Source organism: Streptomyces sp. HB132, assembly GCF_016909575.1.
Taxonomy (GTDB): domain Bacteria; phylum Actinomycetota; class Actinomycetes; order Streptomycetales; family Streptomycetaceae; genus Streptomyces.
In genome coordinates, this window is sequence record NZ_JAFBGA010000008.1 from 198,621 (window position 1) to 219,738 (window position 21,118).

General features: G+C 74.9%; 4 protein-coding genes (1 of these 4 running past the window's edge). 3 read left to right on the forward strand and 1 reads right to left on the reverse strand.

Going from position 1 to position 21,118, the window contains the following annotated elements; genetic code table 11:
* The 3 genes from JOC24_RS19650 to JOC24_RS19660 form a co-directional block, all read left to right on the forward strand.
* A protein-coding gene (locus tag JOC24_RS19650) for a lonely Cys domain-containing protein (protein ID WP_205021646.1) crosses the window boundary here: on the forward strand, positions 1 to 18,414 show its 3' portion. 18,297 nt of this gene lie to the left of the window's left edge; only the last 18,414 of its 36,711 coding nucleotides appear in the window; its start codon lies off the left edge, out of view; the stop codon is at positions 18,412 to 18,414.
* Positions 18,415 to 18,481: 67 nt separating this feature from the next.
* The gene (locus JOC24_RS19655; RefSeq protein WP_205021647.1) at positions 18,482 to 19,234 is read left to right on the forward strand and encodes a type VII secretion system-associated protein; all 753 of its coding nucleotides are present in this window, start codon (positions 18,482 to 18,484) and stop codon (positions 19,232 to 19,234) included.
* Positions 19,227 to 19,946, forward strand: a complete 720-nt coding sequence (locus JOC24_RS19660; protein WP_205021648.1) for a type VII secretion system-associated protein — start codon at positions 19,227 to 19,229, stop codon at positions 19,944 to 19,946. The genes JOC24_RS19655 and JOC24_RS19660 overlap by 8 nt, the downstream gene beginning before the upstream one ends.
* Positions 19,947 to 20,025: 79 nt before the next feature.
* Here the strand turns inward: JOC24_RS19660 and JOC24_RS19665 are convergent, their stop codons facing one another.
* The gene (locus tag JOC24_RS19665) at positions 20,026 to 21,102 is read right to left on the reverse strand and encodes an NADH:flavin oxidoreductase/NADH oxidase (protein ID WP_205021649.1); all 1,077 of its coding nucleotides are present in this window, start codon (positions 21,100 to 21,102) and stop codon (positions 20,026 to 20,028) included.
* Positions 21,103 to 21,118 lie beyond the last annotated feature (16 nt).

A 21,118-nucleotide genomic window follows, 5' to 3' on the forward strand; every position in this document is an offset into this window, starting at 1 on the left:
CTGTTCGACCTCGTCCGTGAGGAGGCGGCCGCACACCCGACGTCGCGGGAGCTGCGCCACGGCCTGAACCGTGTCACCCGCCAGGTCCTGCACATGGGCGGCGGGACTCGGCCGGGCCCCGCGGACTACCTGCTGCTCGGCTCGCTGGCGCTCGACGCCTCTTCCGACGACCTCGCGAGCCCCGAGCAGCTCGCCCTCTACTTCATCGAGCGGCAGATCGAGACCGGCCGCGGCGCCATGGACGAGGGCACGCTGCTGCGCGACGACGACGGGGCCGTCGTCGGGCGTGACTTCACCGGGCGGGGACTGCCCGCCCCCGAGCCGGCCTCCTACGCCGTGCGGGGCCGGGGCCGGGTCATCCCGCGCCCCGCCCCGTGGCAGAACCCGTACACGGTCGTGGCCAGGGCGGCCGGACACGCCGTCGAGGTCACCATGCCGGGGCGTACCTTCCGGGTGAACAGCGCCGACGAGCTGGCCATGCTCATCTCGTACGACTCCCGGCGGCCCCGTGGCGCCGACATCGTGCTGGCACTGCCCCCGGCGTACGCCGAGGACGTCGCCCTCCTGGTCACCGGGACGACGGGCCGTCGCGTCTGGTATCCCGAGGCACCGGTCGACGTGGCCACGCACCCCACCGCCGGGACCCGGCACCTCATGCTGGACCTGAACGACGGCAACACCGGTGCGGGCTGGGCATCGAGCGACCCGTCCGAGGGCGACGGCCTGCCCGGCGCCCGCGACATCGGCAGCGACGCCGAGGGCGGACCCGGCCCGGACAGCGACGACGACCCGTCCAGCTCCGACGGGGACGCGGAGTTCGACCGGCTGGCCGACCAGGCCGTCCGCGAACGAAAGATCGAGGAGCTCCGCCCCCGGCCGCTGACGACGCGTGACTACGGCGTCATCGACAGGCGCGGTACCGGGGTCCTGTTCACCCGGCCGCTCCCGCCCACCGTCGGCGAGGTCCGGGCGGGCACCGGCTCCGACGCGCTGGTCCTGCCGCGCCAGGACCAGGGGGCCGTCCCCATGGCCGGCCGGCCGCCGCTGCACATCTCCGAGGACCGGACGCTGGCGATGCTCGCGGGCGACGGGGACACCACCGGCCGCAGCCGCCAGGTGTACGCCACCCGAGCGGCGATAGGACGTTCCGCGGCGCGGCTGACCGCGGCCGGTGCCGGAGTCCGGCTGAAGGCCGACGAGTCGGCCGGCGTACTGCTGCCGGAGGAGGACGGTTCGTACGGCGAACCACTGTTCCGGGTGGAGCCGGAGTTTCTGACGGCTTCCGGCGGTTCGGAACACGCCTTCACACGGTCCTTCGCCCAGATGGTGGCCGGCTCGGCGGACGCGCCCCTGTCCCACATCGCCTTCCGCGGCCCCGGCGGCACCATGGTCTCCACGGCGCCGGTCAACGGGCAGCACGGCCGTGAGGTCACCGGGACGCACCACCTGGCCCAGGCGCTGACGGAGGTCGCCGAGGGCTCGCGCCCCGCCACCGACGTCACCCCCCGCTGGGCCGCCCGCCAGACAGGCCGGGACAAGCGCTTCACCGGTGGCGTGGTGGGCGCCCCCACACCGGGCGAGCGCTACGGCCGGGCCCTGAGCTACGAACCGGACAACCCGCTGCGCACCCCGCTGGCGTCGGCCGCGCGGCGCATCGGTGTCAACGAGTACGCGTGGGCGGGGGTCGGCGAGGGCTATCTGATCCAGTCGGTCAGCACCACGAACGACGGCGGCGCGCAGTTGTTCACGCACAACCACGCCAAGCCCGGCGACCGGGTGGGCCCGCACGCCCCCTACCACTTCGCGCAGGTCGTGCTGGAAAGCGAGGACGGCACCCACCAGATCGCCCTGGAGAACGAGACCCACTCCCGGAACGGGATCTCCGCCGAGGTCCTCGACGACGTCATCGACGGGAACCTCGACCGCTACTCGGAGCACGAGCTCCTTCAGCTGGCCCGCGGCGCCGAACGGCACGTCGCCGAGGCACGGGAACGCGGGGCGGACCGGTCGGAGACGGACGGCCCGGCGGGCTTCGCACGGGTGGCCAGGGCGCTGGCCGCTGTCCACGACGCCGAGCAACTGCCCCCCTTCTTCGACGAGGACCGGCCCGAACACGCGCTGGCACTGGGTGAGGTGGACCGGGCGCGCTCCCGCGCGAAGGAAGCGATCCGGGACGCCGCGCCGGTGATGGACGACAAGGACCTCTGGTCCTTCCGTGCGTACAGCAAGCGGCCCGGTGAGTCCGCGCACGAGGTCAACGCGGCACTGCTGTCCGACTCCTCGCCCGCGGTGGCCAATCCGCTGACGACGGTGGTGCTGCACGGCCACGCGCCGCGCTGGCACCAGCAGGCGATCCACTTCGACGAGGGGGACCACGGCCTCCCCGCCGACGCGGGCGGCACCATCGACGGCCTGGCGCAGTCGCTGGCGCGCGCGGGCCTGTGGAACCGCGCCCACGGACTGCCGATGCCCAGGATCACCCTCACCGGGCACGGCAACCGCTCGCAGGCCAGCGGCCAGGACCGGGCGGACGCCGTCGCACGTGCGCTCGCGGCCAGGCTGGCCCAGGTCCTGACCACCTTCCAGGCGGACATGAGCGGACCGCGCGTCGGCGTACGGGACTTCGGTCTCTCCAAGGCCGCCAAGCGGGTGCGCAGGGCCACCGACCCGGCCCAGGGGCGCGTGGTGACGATCGAGATCGACGACCACCGCCGGGTCCCGCCGGGTTCGTCGGAGCCGTCGGGGACCACCACGCCCGTCGGGGAGACGGCGCCGTCCGAGCGGCCCGCACCCGAGCGGACCTCCGGATCCCCGGTCACCGGGCCCGAGACCCGTGAATCCCCGTCCACCGGGCCCGAGACCCGTGAATCCCCGTCCACCGGGCCCGAGACCGCCGAGCCCTTGACGGTACCCACCCCCGAGCGCGGCAGGTCCCGCTCACGCGGCCGTTCCGCGCGTCCGAGCCCGGAGCGCAGGAACAGCGACGCGCCCCCGTGGGTCCTGACGCGTATCCGCTACGCCGAGGAGTCCGCCGCCTTCGACCGCCGGCTGGGCGAGTACCTGGCCGAACACGAGGCGGTCACCGCCGAGTTCAGGAAGATGGCGAGTGCCGCGTGGGCGGCGGCGCGCATGCGGCATCCGCGCGCGCTGGCGACGTTCGGCGACACCAGCAAGTTCAAGGCGGGCGTCGTCGGCACGTCCCGCGACGCGCTCCAGCGGGTGCTGAGGAGCGGGAACCTGCGGGAGCTCGTTGCGTTCCTGTACGAGGGGATCTCCGAGAACCTCGTGCCGGAGATGCTCGGCGGCGTGGAGGAGCAGCATCCGGAGATCGCCGCCGAGCGGCCGAGCCGCCGGCAGCGGGAGGCCTACGCCGAGTACATGCGGCGCGCCATCGAGATCCAGCAGTCGGCCCTGACCCTGGAGGAGAAGGAGGCCGCCGTCAGGGAGCTGCCGCGGCCCGTGGCGGACCCGGCACATCCGGACACCGCGCGTCCGCCACTGAGCGCGGCGGAGCGCCGGATCGCGGTCGACGAGGCCGGACTGACCTGGATGCCCGCGACGGCGGTGTACGACCTCGCGATGAGCGCCGACTTCCAGGGCCGGTCCGAGGACTCGGGCGGCCTGGTGGCGACCGGCACCGCCGGGTCCACGTACCGCTTCGTACTGCACGCCGCCCGGATGCGGGACCAGTGGGGCCTCGACCTGGACCTCGGTCTGATCCGGGCCGGGATGCTGGCCATCTCGCTGACCGTGGGCCACCACACCGCCCATGAGGTGATGCGCGGCGCCCAGCTGGCACTGGACGGCGTACCCGGTCACGACCCGGCCCTGGACTACGCGGACAACTGGGGCCGGTACTGGAACGTCTATCCCCTCGACGAGCGGGAGCTGAGGGAGAACGTCGCGCGGGACGGGCTCTTCCCCGACGAGCACGCCCAGGCCCTCCTGGACGAGCTGGAGCCGAAGCCCGTCGGCGGCGTCGTCCGCCGGGACGGCGCGCACACCCACGCGACGCTCCCGCACCGCCCGGGTCCGGCCCGCCGTCCGGTCCACACCCGGCCTGTCGCCTCCGAGCCGAACCACCCGGCTCCCCAGATGCCGAACGCTCCCGCCCCGTACCAGGGCACCACCGCCGCGCCGCCCCAGGTGTCGCCCGACGACGCGGAACGGCACCGCGAGGCGGTCCTCGACGCCCTGTACGGCCTCGGCGCCCTGAACGGCGTCGACCGGGGGCGCGCCGTCGAGGGGCTGGAGCGGCTCGACCGGCTGCGGGCCTCGGACCCGGAGCTGCGCGGCGGTTTCCTGGACCTGGACGCACTGGTCCGCCGGACACTGCTCCTCGACCCCTCCGACACCGTGAACGCCGCCGCCCGCGGAGCCCTGGTACGGCTGGTGACGGACCCCTCCACCGCAGGCGCCGGCACACTGAGCGCGGTGTCCGCCCACTACCTCGCCCGACGCGGCGCCTTCCACGCGGACTTCCGGATCACCGACGCACAGGGCCGCCCGCGCGGCTGGAACTGGCTCGGCAGGCCCCTGCCGGCCGACTTCGACCCCGGCACCACCGGCCGCGTCTCGCGCGCCCCCGACGGCACGACCGGCCACAGCGGGCCCGAGACCGCGCCGTGGCTCCCCACGCCCGGCCACCCCGACCCGTACTTCCTGATGCTCGGCGGGCGGTCCGACGCGGTCGTGGTGCGCGGGCTCGGCGGCTTCGCGCGTCCCGTACCCCCCGAGGTCCTGCACGAGCTGATGGCCCTCGACCGGAACCTCGCGGGCCGGCCGGGGCCGCTGCTGCTGCACGTCGACCGGCCCGGAGCAGCGTCCCTGGACCTGCCTCGCGGGCTCGCCGACCGCCTCGGCAGAGAGGTGTGGGCCACCACCGGCCGGTCGGCCGTCGGACGCCTCCCCGGAGCCCCGGACCGCTCGGTCGTCCTGCTGCTGGACGAGGAGAAGCAGGCGCCCCGGGGCCAGTGGTTCGCCAACGCGCCCGCCACAGCTCCCACTTCGACCGCCGACACGACGGACGACCAGGTCAGCTCCCTCTCCATCGCCCACCACGGGAACCGGTCCACGGGATACATCTCGATGGACCTCGCCGACTCCGACGACGGGGGCTGGTCGCGGACCCTGAACCACAGCCGGCTGGGGACGGTCACCTCGTACACCTTCCAGCGCACCTCCTACGACTTCACGCAACCCATGGCACCCGTGCCCTGGGTCGAACTCAACCTGCCGACGCCGTACTTCCCCAACAACCACGGTCTGCCGGGCTCCGTCATGTGGCACACCCCGCAGGGGGAGCGGACCGACGACGGGCCGCAGTTCGCCCGCAGGCTCGCCCGCCGCCGCAGCCTGGCCTCCCTCGCCCCCGAACACCCCGTGGTGCTGCTCGTCTGCTACGCGGCGGCGACCCCCGGCATCGGGGAGATGCACGGGCAGCACATCGACGGCCCGCTGCCGTTCACACCCGACCCGCTCGCGGACGTCGCGGTCGGCCAGCACGCGGCCAACGAGACGGGCCGCACGGTGTTCGCGAGCACCCTCATGAACGCCGCCGTCCAGTCGCGGCACGGCGCCCAGGAGGCCTACCTCAGCCTCCACACCGACGCGCGCGGCCGCGCCTATCCGTGGGCCGTGTTCCGGCCGGAGCCCACCGGGGCCGCACTGGAGCAGCGGGCCCGCGACGCAGGGCTGCACCACGGCCCCGGGCCGGTCCCCGAGGCCGTACAGGAACGGACGCTGCGACTGGTCCGCGCGCTGCGCCAGATCTTCGGCGCCGCGGTCGACGACGCCCCGGACCATCAGGTGCTGCTCCGCGGCATCGGCGCGCTCGACCTGATGCGCGAGGCCGATCCGTACCTGGACCGCGACGGCGCGCGCACGTTCACCCTGGACCTGTACGAGGTGCTCCTGACCGGCCACCAGACGGGAGGGCTCGCGACCGGGCCGGCACCGCAGTTCACGCCGGACGCCCACCGGAGCCTGCTGACGGAGGCGGCCCGGCGCCGGGACGCGGGGCCGCTCGAACCCCTGACCCGCTGGATCGCGCTGCCCCACCTGGTCCACATGCTGACGGACCTCGCCTCCACGCCCCGCCGCGAGGAGATCGCCCGCGACGTCCTGGGGCTCGACGCCTCGGCGCCGGTGGGCGAGGCCGAGTGGTCGCGGCTGGTGTGGGCGTCGTTCAAGGTCGCCCTGATGACCGGGCAGGTGGACCAGGGCGCCTTCGCCGCCACCGTGCTGCACCTGCCCGCGCCCGACCCGGCGCGGTTCGGCGAAGCGGTCCTCGTGGCACGGCGGGCCGCCGCCGCCGGCCGCGACCCGTGGCAGCTGAGCGAGCTGGCCGCACACCACTTGGAGCAGCAGGGCGCGCTGGACTCGGACCGGCTCCTGACGGACGACGACGGCACGGCCTGGGGCCGGGCGCTGGACGGTGTGTCCCGGCCGCAGGGCACGTTCGACCCGGACGTCGTCACCCTGCTGGGGTACGCGCCCGACGGCACGCTCGTGCCCGTCGGCACCGAGCCCGCGCCCTGGACCGCCGACCCGCACCGCCCGCGGCCCTTCGTGTACGTCGCCGACGGTGACGCCGACGGTCTGCGGATGCAGGGACCGGTGCCGCCCGGCGAATTCGGCGAACTCGTCTTCCGCGACCCGGAACTGCTCTCCGAGGACGGGTACGCCGAGGTCATCGCCGTGGTGCCGCACGGCAGGCCGTCCGGCGCGCGGCCCGTCGATGGCAGCGTCCCCGGTGAGGGCGCCCGCAACTCGGCCCGCAACTGGTGGGCCACCCACAGCGCCACCACGCTCCACCACGACCCGGCGACCGGGACGTACACCGTCGCGGTGCTGCCGGGTCCCGACGGACAGCCGGCCACGGCGGGCACCTGGGGGCGGATCACGAGTGCGGAGGGCGACGGCCCCGGCAGCACCGGCACGGCGGTGGCCACCAACGCGAAGTCGCCCCGCACGGCCCCGCAGACCTCCCCGCCCGCAGGGGCCCGCGCCACCGCCGGGACCGGCACCCCGGAACTCGATGCCGCCCGGGACACGCACGCACGGGCGCTGGGAGCACTGGACGAGACCGCGGCCGAAGCCGCCACGACGGAGCGGATCAGCGGTGACGAAACCGCGGTGGCCGACGCCTGGGCCGGGGTCGACGAGGCGCGCCGCCAGGTGGAGGACGCCGAGGCACGGCTGTGGGCCCTTGGCGTCGCACCCGACGCGCGGGACGCCGACCCGGACGACACCTCCGACGCCGGTGACGCGGCCCCGGTGGTCCCGCGGGACGCCGATGAACGCGCATGGATCGCACGGCAGTTGACCGAGGGTGACCTGCCGCCCGCCCCGCTGCGACCCGCCGAGGACGAGACCTTCGGCCCGCAGGAACGCGAGGCCGTGGGCATCACGCTCTCCGTCGGCCAGCGGACCGAGATGATGCTGCGCGGCGACGACCGGCTGCCCGCGGGCGCGCTGTCGCCGCTGGACCTGATGCGGGTGCGGATGGCGGGTGACGGCGCCTGGTCGGACACGCTGGACACGGCTGCCGCGCACGCGTCACGACGGCTGTGGGCACGGGCGTACGCGGACTTCGCCGGAGCGGCTCCCGAAGGCACGAGCGAGAGCGGAACCAGCCGCGCCTGGGACACCGCCGTCTCCCTGGTGCTGCCGGCGGAGCCGCACCCGGTCCTCGCCGACTCCCGGTACGCCGGTGACGGCTTCCGCGACGCCGTACGCCGCGTCGCCGGCCACCTGCTGGGCACCTGGACCGGCACCGGGGCCGCACCGGTGTCCGCCGTGGAGCTGGCCGACACGCTCCGCTCCGGGCTGGGCCTGCGACAGCGCTGGACGGCGTCCGCCACTGACACCGGCGCCGAGGCGGAAGCGACGACCCCGGCCCCGACCCCGGTGGCACAGTCCGGCACCGACGCCCGAGCGACCCCGGTGGCACAGTCCGGCACCGACGCCGACATGCACGACATCGACATGTCGGTCCTGGACGAACTGGGCCTGGACACCGGCGACACCGGCGACCTCGACATGTCCGCCTGGGACGGCCTCGACCTCGGTGACTTCGACCCCGGTGACTTCGACTTCGGTGACTTCGACTTCGGCCTGCTCGGAACGGGCCTCGAGGATCTGACCGTCCCCGACGCGACCGACGTGGACATGGCCGACGCGGAGCCGACCGGCCCGGACCCGACGGCGGTGGAAACGGGCGGCGCGCAGCCGGTGTTCGCCGCACCGACGGCCGCCGCACCGGCCCGGCCACTCGCCCGCCTGCCCCGGGAGAGCCTCGTGACGTACGCCCAGGGAGAGACGCGCCCCTCGGCCGACGCCCAGGAGAGCGTCGAACGGCTGGCGTTCCAGGTCGCCAGGGCCGGTCTGCGCAACCTGCGCACCCGGGTACCGCTGCCGAAGATCGACATCGCCGGCTTCGGCGCCGACGCCCGCGGGGCCGGAACCGCGCAGGAGCGGGAACAGGCTGCCCGGCAGAGGGGTGACCAGCGTGCCCGGACCGCGCACGACCTGTTCGTCCGGAAGCTCGACGACGCGCTGCGCGCCCTCCAGACGAACCTGCCGGCGGGACGGACCCGGCTGACCCCGAAGGACTTCAAGATCACTCAGCGTGGCCGGGCGCGCCTGCCCGCCCAGGGCGGCACCGCCGGCATGCCCGGGTCGGTGAGCCGCGCGGACCTGGGCCGCCAGGCCACCATCGCCGTCACGTCGCCGGGTCACGCGGCGGCGGTCGAGGCCCTGGACGCGGCACGCCGCGACGACCGGGAGCTGCGCACCGGGACGTTCGACGTGGACGCGGTCGCCCGGCGCGTCCTCCACCTCGCCCCGTCCGTCCTCGTCGACCCGGAGATGCGCAGGGACCTGTACACGATGGTCGAGCGGGCGCTCGCGGCCGGACGTGCGGACGGCCTCGCGGCTCTCACGGCGTTCTCCCTCGAGGAGGAGGGCGTCCTCGCCGCGGACCGCGCCCGGCACGTCACCGTGGGCGGGGCCCGGGTGGCGGGCCTGAACTGGGCCGGATCCGACGTCGTCGAACTGGACAGCATGTTCATCGAGGAGCTCCGGCCCGACGGGTCCGGCGGCTTCGAGTCGACGGGCATCACGGACTTCGCCCCGTGGACGTGGAGCGAGACGCCGTACGCCGTTCTGGCCGACGGGCGCCACGACACGGTGACGGCGCGGCTGCCCGACGGGACGACGCGCGACCTCCGCGCCGACGAGTTCGCCGAACTGGTCGCCGCCGACCCGGCGCTGCAGGGCCTGCCGGCCGAGGTCCCGATCGTGCTGGCCGTCCCGTCGGCCGGTGACCGGTACCTGGACCTGCCGCGCACGCTCGCCGAGCGCACCGGCCGCACCGTGTGGGTCCACAGCGGCCAGGCGCGGCGTAACCCCGGTCCGGCCGGGCAGAGCACCATCGCCTTGATCCGGGAGGACGGACAGCCGCACGGCTCCTGGGTCCCGGTCCGGCCCGGCCTCGCGCCGGACGCCGACGACGGCGCACCGGACTGGCACCGTGACGTGCTGACCCAGCCCGTCGTCAGCGCGCTGACCGGAGAGCAGATCGGCCGCAGTCTGCACGAGCCCGGTGAGCTCGCCGGGTCACGCGAGCACAACTTCAGCCGCCTCGACCAGATGACGCTGTACGTCCACTTCGACCCCGCCACCGGCACGTACTCCGCGAAGCTCCCGCTGGACGATCCGGGGCCGAAGGACAAGGCGTACCACCTCGCGGGCCACGGCCTGCCGGGGCAGCTGGTGCTGCCGCTGGCCGGCGGCGGGTCGAGGACGGCGGACCGGCACGAGGCGGGCGAGTGGCTGCGCCGGCGCAAGAGCCTGTCGAGCAGGCCCGCCGACCACTGGATCGACATGGTGGTGTGCTATTCCTCGACTCCCCTGGACGGCACCACACAGGACCTCTCCCAGGCCGGCCACTCCTTCGCCGTGCCGTTCGCCGCCGATCCGCTCGCGGACGAGGCCCTCTCCCTGGGGCAGCACCTGGCGAACGAGACGCGGCGCACGGTGCGCCTCTCCTACGCCCTGCAGGGCGCGTTCACCTACCAGGACGACCCCGTGCGGGTGCTCTTCACCGAGGCGAGCGGCCGCCAGTGGTGGTGGGAGACCCGTCGTCCGGAGCCCGACGAGGCCGAGCTCGACCGGCTCGCGGAACTGGCCGGATTCGAGGGTGAGGCGTCGCCGCGGAGCCGTGCCGCGCTGCTGCGCCTGGTGCGGGCCATGCGGCTGGTCTTCGGGCACGACGTGGAGGACGCGGACGACTTCACGACCCTGATCCGCGGAGCCGCCGCGGTCGTCAACATGTGGCACTCCGATCCGGACCTCGGGCCGACGGGACCGTTCTCGCACGACCTGCTGCGACGGGTGATCGCCGCCCACCCCGAGGCCGCGTCCGGGGTGGACCGGGACGTCACCCGTCGTGTCCTGGCCGCGGCGGCACAGGCATGGCAGGCCGGACCGTCCCTGCCGGTGAGCCGGTTCGTCGACCTGCCGGTGCTCGACTCGGCCGCCCACTGGCTCACGGACACCGCGGCGGTGGACACGGCGGCCGTCACCGCGCTGAAGCTCTCCGGCCCCGACGAGGTGGGCGAGACCGGGCGGGCACGGATGTTCTGGGCGCGGGTCAAGGCCGAGGAGACACTGCTCGCGGCCCAGGACGCCGACGCGCTCACGACGAGGATGCTGCACCTCGACCCCGCCGTCGATGTGGACGAGACCCTGCGCGGCGAGGCGCTCACCCTGCTCACCAAGGGCTTCGCGGCGGGCCGGAACATGACCGACGCGGATGTCGCGGCAGCTTACGACCTGGAGGCACGCGGCGCCTTCGACCGCACCTCGGCGGCCACGACCATGGGGGCCGCCCTGGGCGGCGGTCTCGACTGGAAGGACGGCGCCGCCGCCCTCCTGCCCGGACTGGACACGTTCCGGGTGCCGAGCGGCGTCGTCGCCGCTCCGTGGGCCGGGCAGGACGCCTCCGGCACGGCCAAGCCCGTCCCCTACCTGGTGCGGGCGTCCGTGGACCTCCAGGACGGCAACAACCTCCATGTGACCTTCAACGGCGCCGAGTACCAGGTGCAGGCCGCCGAGTTCGCCGAACTGCTCGCCGCTGACGTCGAGTTGCGACGCAAAGACCTGACGACCCCCGTCCTCCTGGTGCTCGACGGATTCGACGGGCCCGCACCCGGCGTCGCGGACCTGGTGGCCCAGCGGCTCGGCCGCAGCGTGTGGTGGAGCCCGTTCCCGGTGGAGCTGTCCGGTACGGACGACGCGGGTCTCACGGTGCCCACGCTCGTCGGCTCGCTGATGACACTGACCAGCCCGACGGCCGCCGACTGGCGCGAGGCCCGGCCCGTCGACCGGGGCGGGGTCCAGGAGGGCCGCCGCCCGGTCGATTCGCCGCTGCCCGCGGCACCACAGTCCGGGACGGCCTCCACGGCCACGGGCGACGCCACGTCCGGCGACGCCGCTGCGGTGACCTCCCCCGCGAAGGCCCGCTCCTCGGCCGGAGACCCCATGCAGGGTGTGGAGACGGCATCGGATCCCATGCAGGGGGTGGAGACGTCCTCGACACCTGTGTTCACCGCGCCCGTGTACACGGCCCCGGCCGCCCCACCGCCGCCCGCGCTGCCCGCGCGCAGCCTGGTGGCGTACGCGCACGGGGGCACGACACCGTCCGCGAACGGCACGGAGACCCTGCGCCTGCTGGCCTCCCAGGTGGCCACCGCGGGACTGCGCAACCAGCGGGCGGGCGTGTCGCTGCCGCGCGTCTCCGTCACCGGCTACGGCGCCGACGCGCGGCGGGCCGACGGCGCGCACCGTGACGAGCAGGTCACCACGGCCAGGCGGCGCGCACAGACCGCGCGGACCCTGTTCCGGCGGCTGCTGGCCCGCGCGCTCGACGACCTCCAACAGGACCGTCCCGCCGGCGAACCGCGCCTGACCATCGATGACTTCACGGTCGGGGCGCGGAGCCTGACCCGGCCCCCCGAGGACTGGGTGGGCACGGGTGCCCTCGACGGCGTGACCCGGGTTGAGCTCGGCCGGCAGGCCACGATCGGCATCTCCCAGCCGCCCGACGCGGCAGCGGTGCAGACCCTGGACACCCTGCGGCGCCGGGACCCGTCGCTGCGGGACCGGCCGCTGGACATCAACGCCCTCGCCCGCCGCGTGCTCCACCTGGACCCCGGTGCGGATGTCGGACAGGACCGGCGCGCGGAGCTGTTCGCCCTGGTGGAACGGGCCATGGCGGCCGGAGCGGCGACGAGCCTCGCGGCACTGGGCGCCTTCCACCTCACCGAGCTGGGTGTCAGGGCACCCGGCCGCACGCGCCACTTCACGGTCCAGGGCCGCCGGGTGCCGGGCCTCAACTGGGACGACGACGCCGTCGCGGAGCTGGACACCGCAAACGGCGACGTGCTGGAGGACACCCCGTCCGGTACGTACGACGTCCTCGACACCCAGGGGACCCCCTGGCCGCAGGGCGTGACCCCGTACGTCGTGGCCGCCGGCGGAGCGCACGACCGGGTGGAGGCACGGCTGCCGGACGGCTCGACGCGCGAGCTGGGTGTCGACGAGTTCGTGGAGCTCGTCGCGGCGGACGTGGCGGGGGAGGGGCTGTCGCAGGGCACCCCCATCGTGCTGGCCGTCCCCTTCGCCGCGGACGCCTACCTCGACCTGCCGCGCAAACTCGCGGACCGTACCGGCCTGACGGTGTGGGCGCACAGCGGCGAGGCGACGCTCAGTTCGGCGCCCGGCGCGGCGAGCACCATCGACGTCGTCCGGCGCCCGGGCGTCCCGCAGGGCGACTGGATCGCGAGCGTGCCCGGCCTGGCGCCCGACCCCGACGACGACGCACCGGACTGGCACCGCGACGTGGTGACACGGCCCATCGTCAGCGCCCTGAGCGGGAAGCAGATCGGCCGCGCCTCGCACCACCCCGCCGAGTACGCCAAGCACTTCGAGGACGAGGGCCGCCACTTCGACCGGATGACGACGTTCGTGCACCACTACCCCGCCACGGGCGGGATGTCCCAGGAACACGACCTGCCGCGCCCGGGACCCGAGGACACCGCCTACCGCCTGGACATGCACGGCGAACCGGGCGTCCTCCAGCTGGCGATGCGGGACGGCGGCGTCCGGCTGGTCGACGAGCGTGAGGCCGGGCCGTGGCTCAAGCGCCGCAAGAGCCTGGCGAGCCTGCCCGCGGACCACTGGATCGACATGGTGGTCTGCTGGAGCGGAGCGCCCAGGGGCAGCGCCGTGCCGGCCCCGGACACCGTGAGCGACGCCTTCCCCGGCCCGTTCGTCCCCGACCCGCTGCGCGACGTCTCCATGGGGCAGCACCTGGCGAACAGCACGGGACGCACCGTTCGCCTGGCGTACAGCTCGCAGGGGACGCGGTCGGCCGACGGCCGCTACATGCGCACCCTGTACGCGGACGCGCAGGGACGCCACCGGGCCTGGGACCTGTTCCGGCCGGAGCCCACGGGCCCCGCACTGGACCGCCTGGTCGAGGTCGCCGGATACCGCACGGGCGCCGGACCCGTCACGGACGAGGCGCGCGAGAGGACGCTGCGCCTGGTGCGGGCGCTGCGGCTCACGTTCGGGCACGAGGTGGACGACGCGCCGGACTTCGGCGATCTGCTGCGCGGTGCGGCGGCGCTGGACCACATGTGGAGCAGCGACTCCGACTTCGACGCGGCCGGCCCCTTCACGCTGGACCTGCTGCGCCGGGTGGCGGAGGCGCACGCGGGCGGCGCTGCCGCCGTGGACCAGGAAGCCACCCGTCGTGCGCTGACCGCCGCCGCCGAGCAGTGGTCCATGTGGCCCGGTGACGTGCTGGTCAGCTTCGTGGACCTGCCGGCGGTGGAGGCCGCCGCACAGTGGATGCGGGACGGCGACCCCGCGGACGAGGCCGCGACCGCCCTGGACATCGAGACCGACGAGGTCGGCGTGACCGAGCGGTCACGCATCTTCTGGGCCCGGGTCAAGGCCGAGGAGGTGCTGCCCGACACCGACCCCGACCAGCACGAGTTCATCGCGCAGGTCCTCCACCTGCCCCTGGGCGCCCGGACGGGCCGAGCGGAGCGCGACGAGACGCTGGACCTGATCACCCGCGCCTTCGCGGTGGGCCGCGACGCGTCCGACCCGGACGCGGCGGCGGCATACGCCCTGGAGGAGTCCGGCGCGTACACCACCACCCGTCTGCGCACGGTCCAGGACGGCGTACACGGGGGCGGCCGCGACTTCACCGGCGGACAGATGCCGCCGAGCGTGGACCTGGCGCAGTTCCACACACCCGCCGGGACGACGGACGCGCCGTGGAAGCAGGGGACGGACACACCGGTCCCGTACCTGGTGCGTGTCGCCCCGGACCCGCACGACCCCGACCTCCTCCAACTGTCCTACGACGGCGAGACGTCCAGCGTGCCCACCGGCGAGTTCGCGGAAGTGCTGGCGAACGACCTGCCGTTGATGCGCCGGGAACTGACCACCCCCCTGGTCCTGGCGTTCTCGGGACCGCCCGCCGACGCCGGGGACGTCGCCCACCGGCTCGCCCAGCGGCTGGGCCGCTCCGTCTGGTGGACCGACTTCCCGGCGGACCTGTCGGCGGCCGGCGACTCCGGACAGCCGGTGCTGACCCTGCACGACTCGCCCTTCGCAGGGAGCGTGCCGACCGCCGACGTCTGGCACGAGACGAGCCCGGTCCGGTACGCCGCACCCGGGGACGCGCCCCGCACGCTCCCCGCGCCGGTGCCCCGGTCCACCGGACGGGGCACCGCGAGCCCTGCCGTGTCCGAGCCGGCGTCCACCGCCTCGCTCCCGTCCGTCGCCGCCGCAGCGGACCCGCTGCTGTCCGAAGCCACGCTGATGACCGACGCCCAGGGCGCTCCGCACGGGCGCGACTGGACCGGCACCGGCATCGAGAGCGTCGACGCCTCGCGGATCCGGCTCCAGGAACAGCGGGGCGGCGAGCTGCGGACGGTCTCCGAGGGGGCGTCACCGTGGGGCGAGGGGGCGTACGTGGTGGCGGCCGAGGCCGGCTACGACGAGGCCCTGTTCGCCGACGGCCGTGAGCTCGGCCCGCAGGCGCTGGCAGACCTCCTGGCCGCCGATCCCGTGCTGGCCACGCTGCCGCCGGACGTACCGGTGGTGCTGGTGAGCCCGTACGCGGGAGCGCAGTACGGGCCGTTGGCACGGGCCGCAGCGGCGCGGCTGGGCCGCAGGGTCTGGGCACCCAGTGGCGACGGCCGCCTCACCGGGACCGAGACCGGAACCGGGACCGAGGCCGGCCCCGACGTGACCACCGCCGGGCCCGTCGCCTCCGTACCGTCGCTCGTCGACTCCGACCCCGACGACGCCTACGGCGACTGGGTGCCGTTCGATCCCCCGTCGGACGGGACCGTGCGGCCCGAGGACCGCGAGTGGGTCACCGTGGACGGCGTCCGGTTCCGGGACAGCGACGTGGACACCCGCCCGCTGGTCGGGGCGGACCACCGCTTCGAGGGCCGCGAGTCGATGCCCGACGACGGCCGCAGGCGGCTGCGGGAACGGCGGCTGAGGCTCTACCGGGGCATGCGGGAGCGCACGCACGTGCTCCGCCTCGGCGACACCTTCCACACGGTCGGCGCCGAGGAGACCGCCCCGGACCCGGAGGCGTCCGTCTACACCTTCCACGCCCACGGAGTCCCCGGCGGGCTGAAGCTGGCCGGCAAGGACGGCCGGGTGCTGCTGCTCGGCTCCGAGGACGGCGGGCGCTACGTCGGCGGGCTGCCCGAGGTGGTCGCGCGGGCGGCCGGGGACGCACTGCACGTCGCGAGCTGCTACGGCGCCGTGGCCGGCGACCCGCTTCGCCCGCAGTCCCTCATCAGGCCCGCGCCGCTCGTCGAGGACCCCCTGGAGGAGGTCGCGCTCGCGCAGCACGCCGCCAACCACAGCGGGCGCACCACCACGGCCGCCACCGGCAGGACGGGCTACAACGACACCGTGCGGCTGCTCGCGGCGACACCCGAAGGCACCCTGGCGCGGATGGAGACCTTCCTGCCCGAACCGATCGGCAGGATCGGCGAGTTGGCCGAGGCGGCGGGCCTGCGCCCCCTCCCGCGCCCCACCGGCCTCCCCGCCTGGGACGACGAGACGCCGCGCGCCCTGCGGCTGGTACGGGCGCTGCGGCTGGTCTTCGGCAACGCGGTCGAGGCCGATCGCGGTGTGCCGGGCGGCCGTCACGAGCGGCTGTTGCGCGGGATCGGCGCCCTGGAGACGCTGCGCGCGAACGACCCGGCACTGAACGGGTACACCCCGCTGCGCATGGAGCTGTGGCAGCTCCTCGCGCCGACGCCCGACGGGGGGCCCGTCCCGCGGCCGGCCGACTTCGAGGCCGTGCTCGACCGGGCCCTGGCCGCGCCGGGGGACGCCGCGCTCACCGCCGTGTGGGACGTGCCCGCACTGCGGGCCGCGTCCGACCGGCTCACCGCCGGTGGTGACGGAGCGGTGCGGTCGGTGCTGCGGATGGCCACCGGACCGCTCACGCGTCGCGCGTACGCCCGCGCGCTGTGGGCGATGACCGGCGCCGCACGGCTGCTCGACGCCAAGTCTCCGGCGGAACGCGAGGAGACGGGGCGCGCGGTGCTCCATCTGTCCCCCGGTACCACGTGGGACGCGGCGGCGGAGGCCCGGCTGAGGGAACTGACCGAGCAGGCCTTCGCCACCGGACGGGACTCCGGCCACCCGGACGAACTGGCCGTCTTCCACCTGGAGACGATGGGGGCGTTCGCCGACGGAAGCCGGATGCGTACGCCCGACGGCCCCCTCCAGGGCCGCAACTGGGGCCCCACGCCGACCCCCGGCGGGCTGGATCCCGCACGTCTGTACACCGTCGGGGCCGGAGACACCGGCTCGCCGGAGTTCGCCCCGTGGGCCCAGGACGGTGCCGTCGCTCCGTACTTCGTGTACGCGGAGACGAACGCCGCCGGTGCGGTGGTCCTGCGGCTGCCGGGCGGCACCGCGCAGGTCACCGTGCGGGAGTTCTACGCGCTGCTGGAGGCCGACCCGGAGCTGTCGCTGATCAGCGCGCACCGCCCCCTGGCCCTGCTGGTGCCGGGGATCGGCGCAGGGGAGCCGCGCGATCAGCAGGGCTTCTCCCTCACGAACGACCGGACCGTGTGGAGCTACGACGGCGCGCTCACCGTGGCCGGGGGCAGCGCGACGCGACCGGGCGTCGTCACGGCCCTCCCGCGGCCGGAGACGTCACAACCCGCGTCGGACACCGCTGACGTGCGGCGGCCCGGTGGCTGGCACAGGACCGTGCCGCGGATTCCGTCCACCCCGCCGTCCGTCACGGCTGACACGGCCGACATGGCTGACGCGGCCCGGACCGCGGAGTGGAACGCGAGCACCGCCACCGACACGGACGCCGGTGCGGTTCCGGCCGGGCAGGCCCCGCCCTACTCGGCGGACGGCCGGTTCGACGAGCGGTTCGCGGAGACTCTTGAGGCCTTCCCCGTGGCCGCCTCCACCGACCGTCACACGGTGTGGGGTTACGGCCAGGAGGACGCGGAGTTCCACGTGTTCGTGGCCGAGATACCGTCGCTCGGACTGCGCGGCGAGTACACCTCCGACGGCCCGTCCGCCGGCGGTGTCACCGACATGGCCGGGAGGGTGTACTCCGACGGGCCGGCCTGGGACTGGTACCTGCCCGGCCGCGGACTCGTCGCCTCCTCCCGCCTGCTGACGGAGCCGCACACCGCGACCGAGGACGGCCCTCCGCCCGTACCGGTCATCTGGCCCGCCACCGGGCCGGTGAGCCCCACCCCGCCCGTCGCCCCGGCCGCCGTCGCCGCCGACCCGGCCGCGCTGGCGGGCAGTACGCTCCCCGACGCGCTGTGGCGCGACCACGACGGCCCGCTGTTCCGCTTCAGCCCCGACGGGCCCGAGCGGGTCTTCGGCGAGGGCCTCCGGCCGTACGGCCCCGACATGGTGCACCTGATCGACCACGTCTACGGCGGCAGCTCCCTGGTGCCGACCACCGTCTTCGCCAGCGCGACGGCGAACCGTCACTACGTGCGCGACAGCGCCCGCGCGAACCCGATGGGCGCCCCCGCCCTGTACCACCGCTACCGCTGGCGCTACGACATCCAGGTCCCCGGCGGCATCGACGTGAACGCCACCCTGGGCCTGGCCTCACCCTTCCCCGACCAGGAGGAAGTGCTCTTCCCCGGAGGCATCGACCGCCGGTACATCCGCGGCGCGCAGCCGATGGAGTACGGCATGCCGCTCGGACCGTACGTCGCCAACCCGTACTTCGCGCCCGCCCCGCCACCCGACGGGGCCGGGAAGGCCGACCGGCCGGGGGCGGGGGACGCCGGTGGTGCGCACGGGTGATGAGATGTACTCGTGTCTTCCTCCGCGAGCCGGGCCCCCGCGCGGCGTGACTGTCTGGAGTGACCCCATGCCGACCACCAGCGGACAGCCGGACGGCGCCCCCGGGCCCGGCGCGGTCTCCGCCCCCGTGTCCGCGCCGCCGCGCGTGACCGTCGCGCGGGGCGAGCCGGACTTCCCCGTCCCGCCCGAGGACGTCGCCGCCGCGGCACGTACCGCCCCCGACCACTGGCTGTCCGTGACAGACCGGCACTGGCTGGGCGTCACGGACGACGAGCCCGCGCCCCCGTGGGCCGTGCTCGGCCGCTGGCGCAGCAACACGCAAGGCCGGATCGTCTCCTGGGAGGCCAACCCGGACTACCGGCCCTCGCCCGCCGCGCTCGGCTGGGCCCCGCCGGTCGACGACGCCGACGCCGCCCTGCACCTGGCCGCCACCGGGTACGGCCCCGACGAGGACGTCGCCGAGGCGATCGCGGAGGCCGGCGCCGTGGCCGTGTGCGTGGCCGAGGACGGGGAGCCGGCTTGGACGCGGGCACCCGGCGGCGTACACGCGGTGGCCGTCTTCACGTGGCCGCCGGAGGCGTCGGCGGAGCGACTGCCCGCGCATGTGACGATGACGCTTCCCGATCTCCTCGACCGGCTGCCGTCCGGCCGGGACGTGCTCTTCCTCAGCCCGTCGGCCCCCGCCTCCCTGCTCGTCCCGGCGGACGGGCTGCGTGCACGGTGGCAGGAGACGTCCGGCGAACTCGTGCACCGGGCCCGGACAGCCGGGCGCTCCCGCACCGAATCAGGTACCCCCAGCAAGCGAGGCCAAGATGAGTGAGTCCGGCGCCGAAACCCCCGCCGCCCCCAAGGATCCCGTTCCGCCCGAGGAGTTCGTCCAGGCCGCCCGACTGGCACCCGACCACTGGCTCTACCTGGCCGATCCCGCCTGGCAGGGGGACGGCCCGCCACCCGAGTGGGCCGTGGTCGGCCAGTGGCGCTCCGACTCCGAGGGCGAGATCGTCGAGTGGGAGGACAACGAGGACTACAGGCCGTCACCCGAGGCGATGGGATGGCCCGAGCCCGCAGACGACGTGGACCGCGCGATCCAGCTCGCCACCACCGGGTACGGCCCGGTGGAGGACGTCACCTCGGCCCTGGCCAGGACCGAGGTCGCGGTGCTGGTCACGGCGGACGGCGAGCCGGTGAGCGCGTCGGCGTCCGACGGCACGGCGGTGGTCCCGGTCTTCACCTCCCCCCGCTATCTGCAGGCCGCCGGGCAGCTGGGGTTCGAACGGCTGCCGGCCGTGGACCTGCTCGGCCGGATCCCTTCCGGCCACAGCCTCTGTCTCAACAGCTCGGCCCCGGTCAGCATGGTGCTGACCACGGACGGGCTCGCGGAGGTGCTGCGCGAGGCGGGGGAGCCCGGGGCCGCGGGGTCCGAGGCCGACGGGCCGGAGCGGGGAGAGCTGCCGGGTTCAGGCGCCGGGGCTGCGGCGGGCCCTCCCACTCCTGAGGGTTCCCGGGACTCAGCTCCGCCTGCCGGGCACTGACAGGCGGTCACTGAAGTCCGAGGAGTCCCTGGGCACTTGCGCCGGCTGTGCGCTGCGTGCCACCACGCTCGCCTCCCGTTCAGGGGCGCCAGCCGTACTGCGGGGGGATGCGCACCTGGTCGCCCAGTTCGCGGGCGGCCCGGCGGGCCCAGGTGGGCTCGCGCAACAGCTGCCGGCCGACGAGGACCGCGTCCGCCTCGCCGTTCGCGAGGATCTTCTCGGCCTGTTCCGGGTCGGTGATCTCGCCGACGGCCGCCACCGGCATCCGGGTCTCGTGCTTGACTCGGGAAGCGAACGGGACCTGATACCCGGGGCCGGTCGGGATGGTGACGCCGGAAGCGTTGCCACCGGTCGACACGTCCATCAGGTCGACGCCGTGCTCGGTGAGGATCCGGGCGAGGGCGACGGTGTCCTCCGGTGTCCAGCCGTCCCGCTCCAGCCAGTCGGTGGCCGAGACGCGGAAGAACAGCGGCAGCTCCTGCGGCCACACCTCACGTACGGCGTCGACCACCTCCACGGCGAGCCGGACGCGGTTCTCGAAGCTGCCGCCGTAGGAGTCGGTGCGCCGGTTGCTGTGCGGGGAGAGGAAGTTGCCGATCAGGTAGCCGTGGGCGCCGTGTATCTCGATCACCTGCATGCCCGCCCCCAGGGCCAGCCGAGCCGACGCACGGAAGTCGTTCACGACCTCCTGGATCTCCTCGGTCGTCAGCTCCTGGGGCAGGTGCAGGCCGGGGTAGGCCACAGCGCTCGGCCCCACCGGCTGCCAGCCGTTCTCGTCCGGCCCCACCGGGCGCTCGCCCTCCCAGGGCCGGCTGGTGGACGCCTTGCGTCCGGCGTGCGCGAGCTGGATTCCCGCAACCGTGCCCTGTTCCTTCAGGAACCCGGTGATGCGCCGCAGCCCGGTGGCCTGGGTCTCGTTCCACAGTCCCAGGTCGTTGGGGGAGATGCGGCCCTCGGGCGCCACGCCGGTGGCTTCCAGGATGATCAGGCCCGTGCCGCCGGCGGCACGCGAACCGTAGTGCTGGAAGTGCCAGTCCGTGGCCACACCCGTCGCGGGCCCGGTGGGCGCCGCCGAGTACATGCACATCGGCGGCATCCACACGCGGTTGGGGATGGTCAGGGACCGCAGCGTGTACGGCTCGAAAAGGGCACTCACGGAAAGCTCCCGTCGG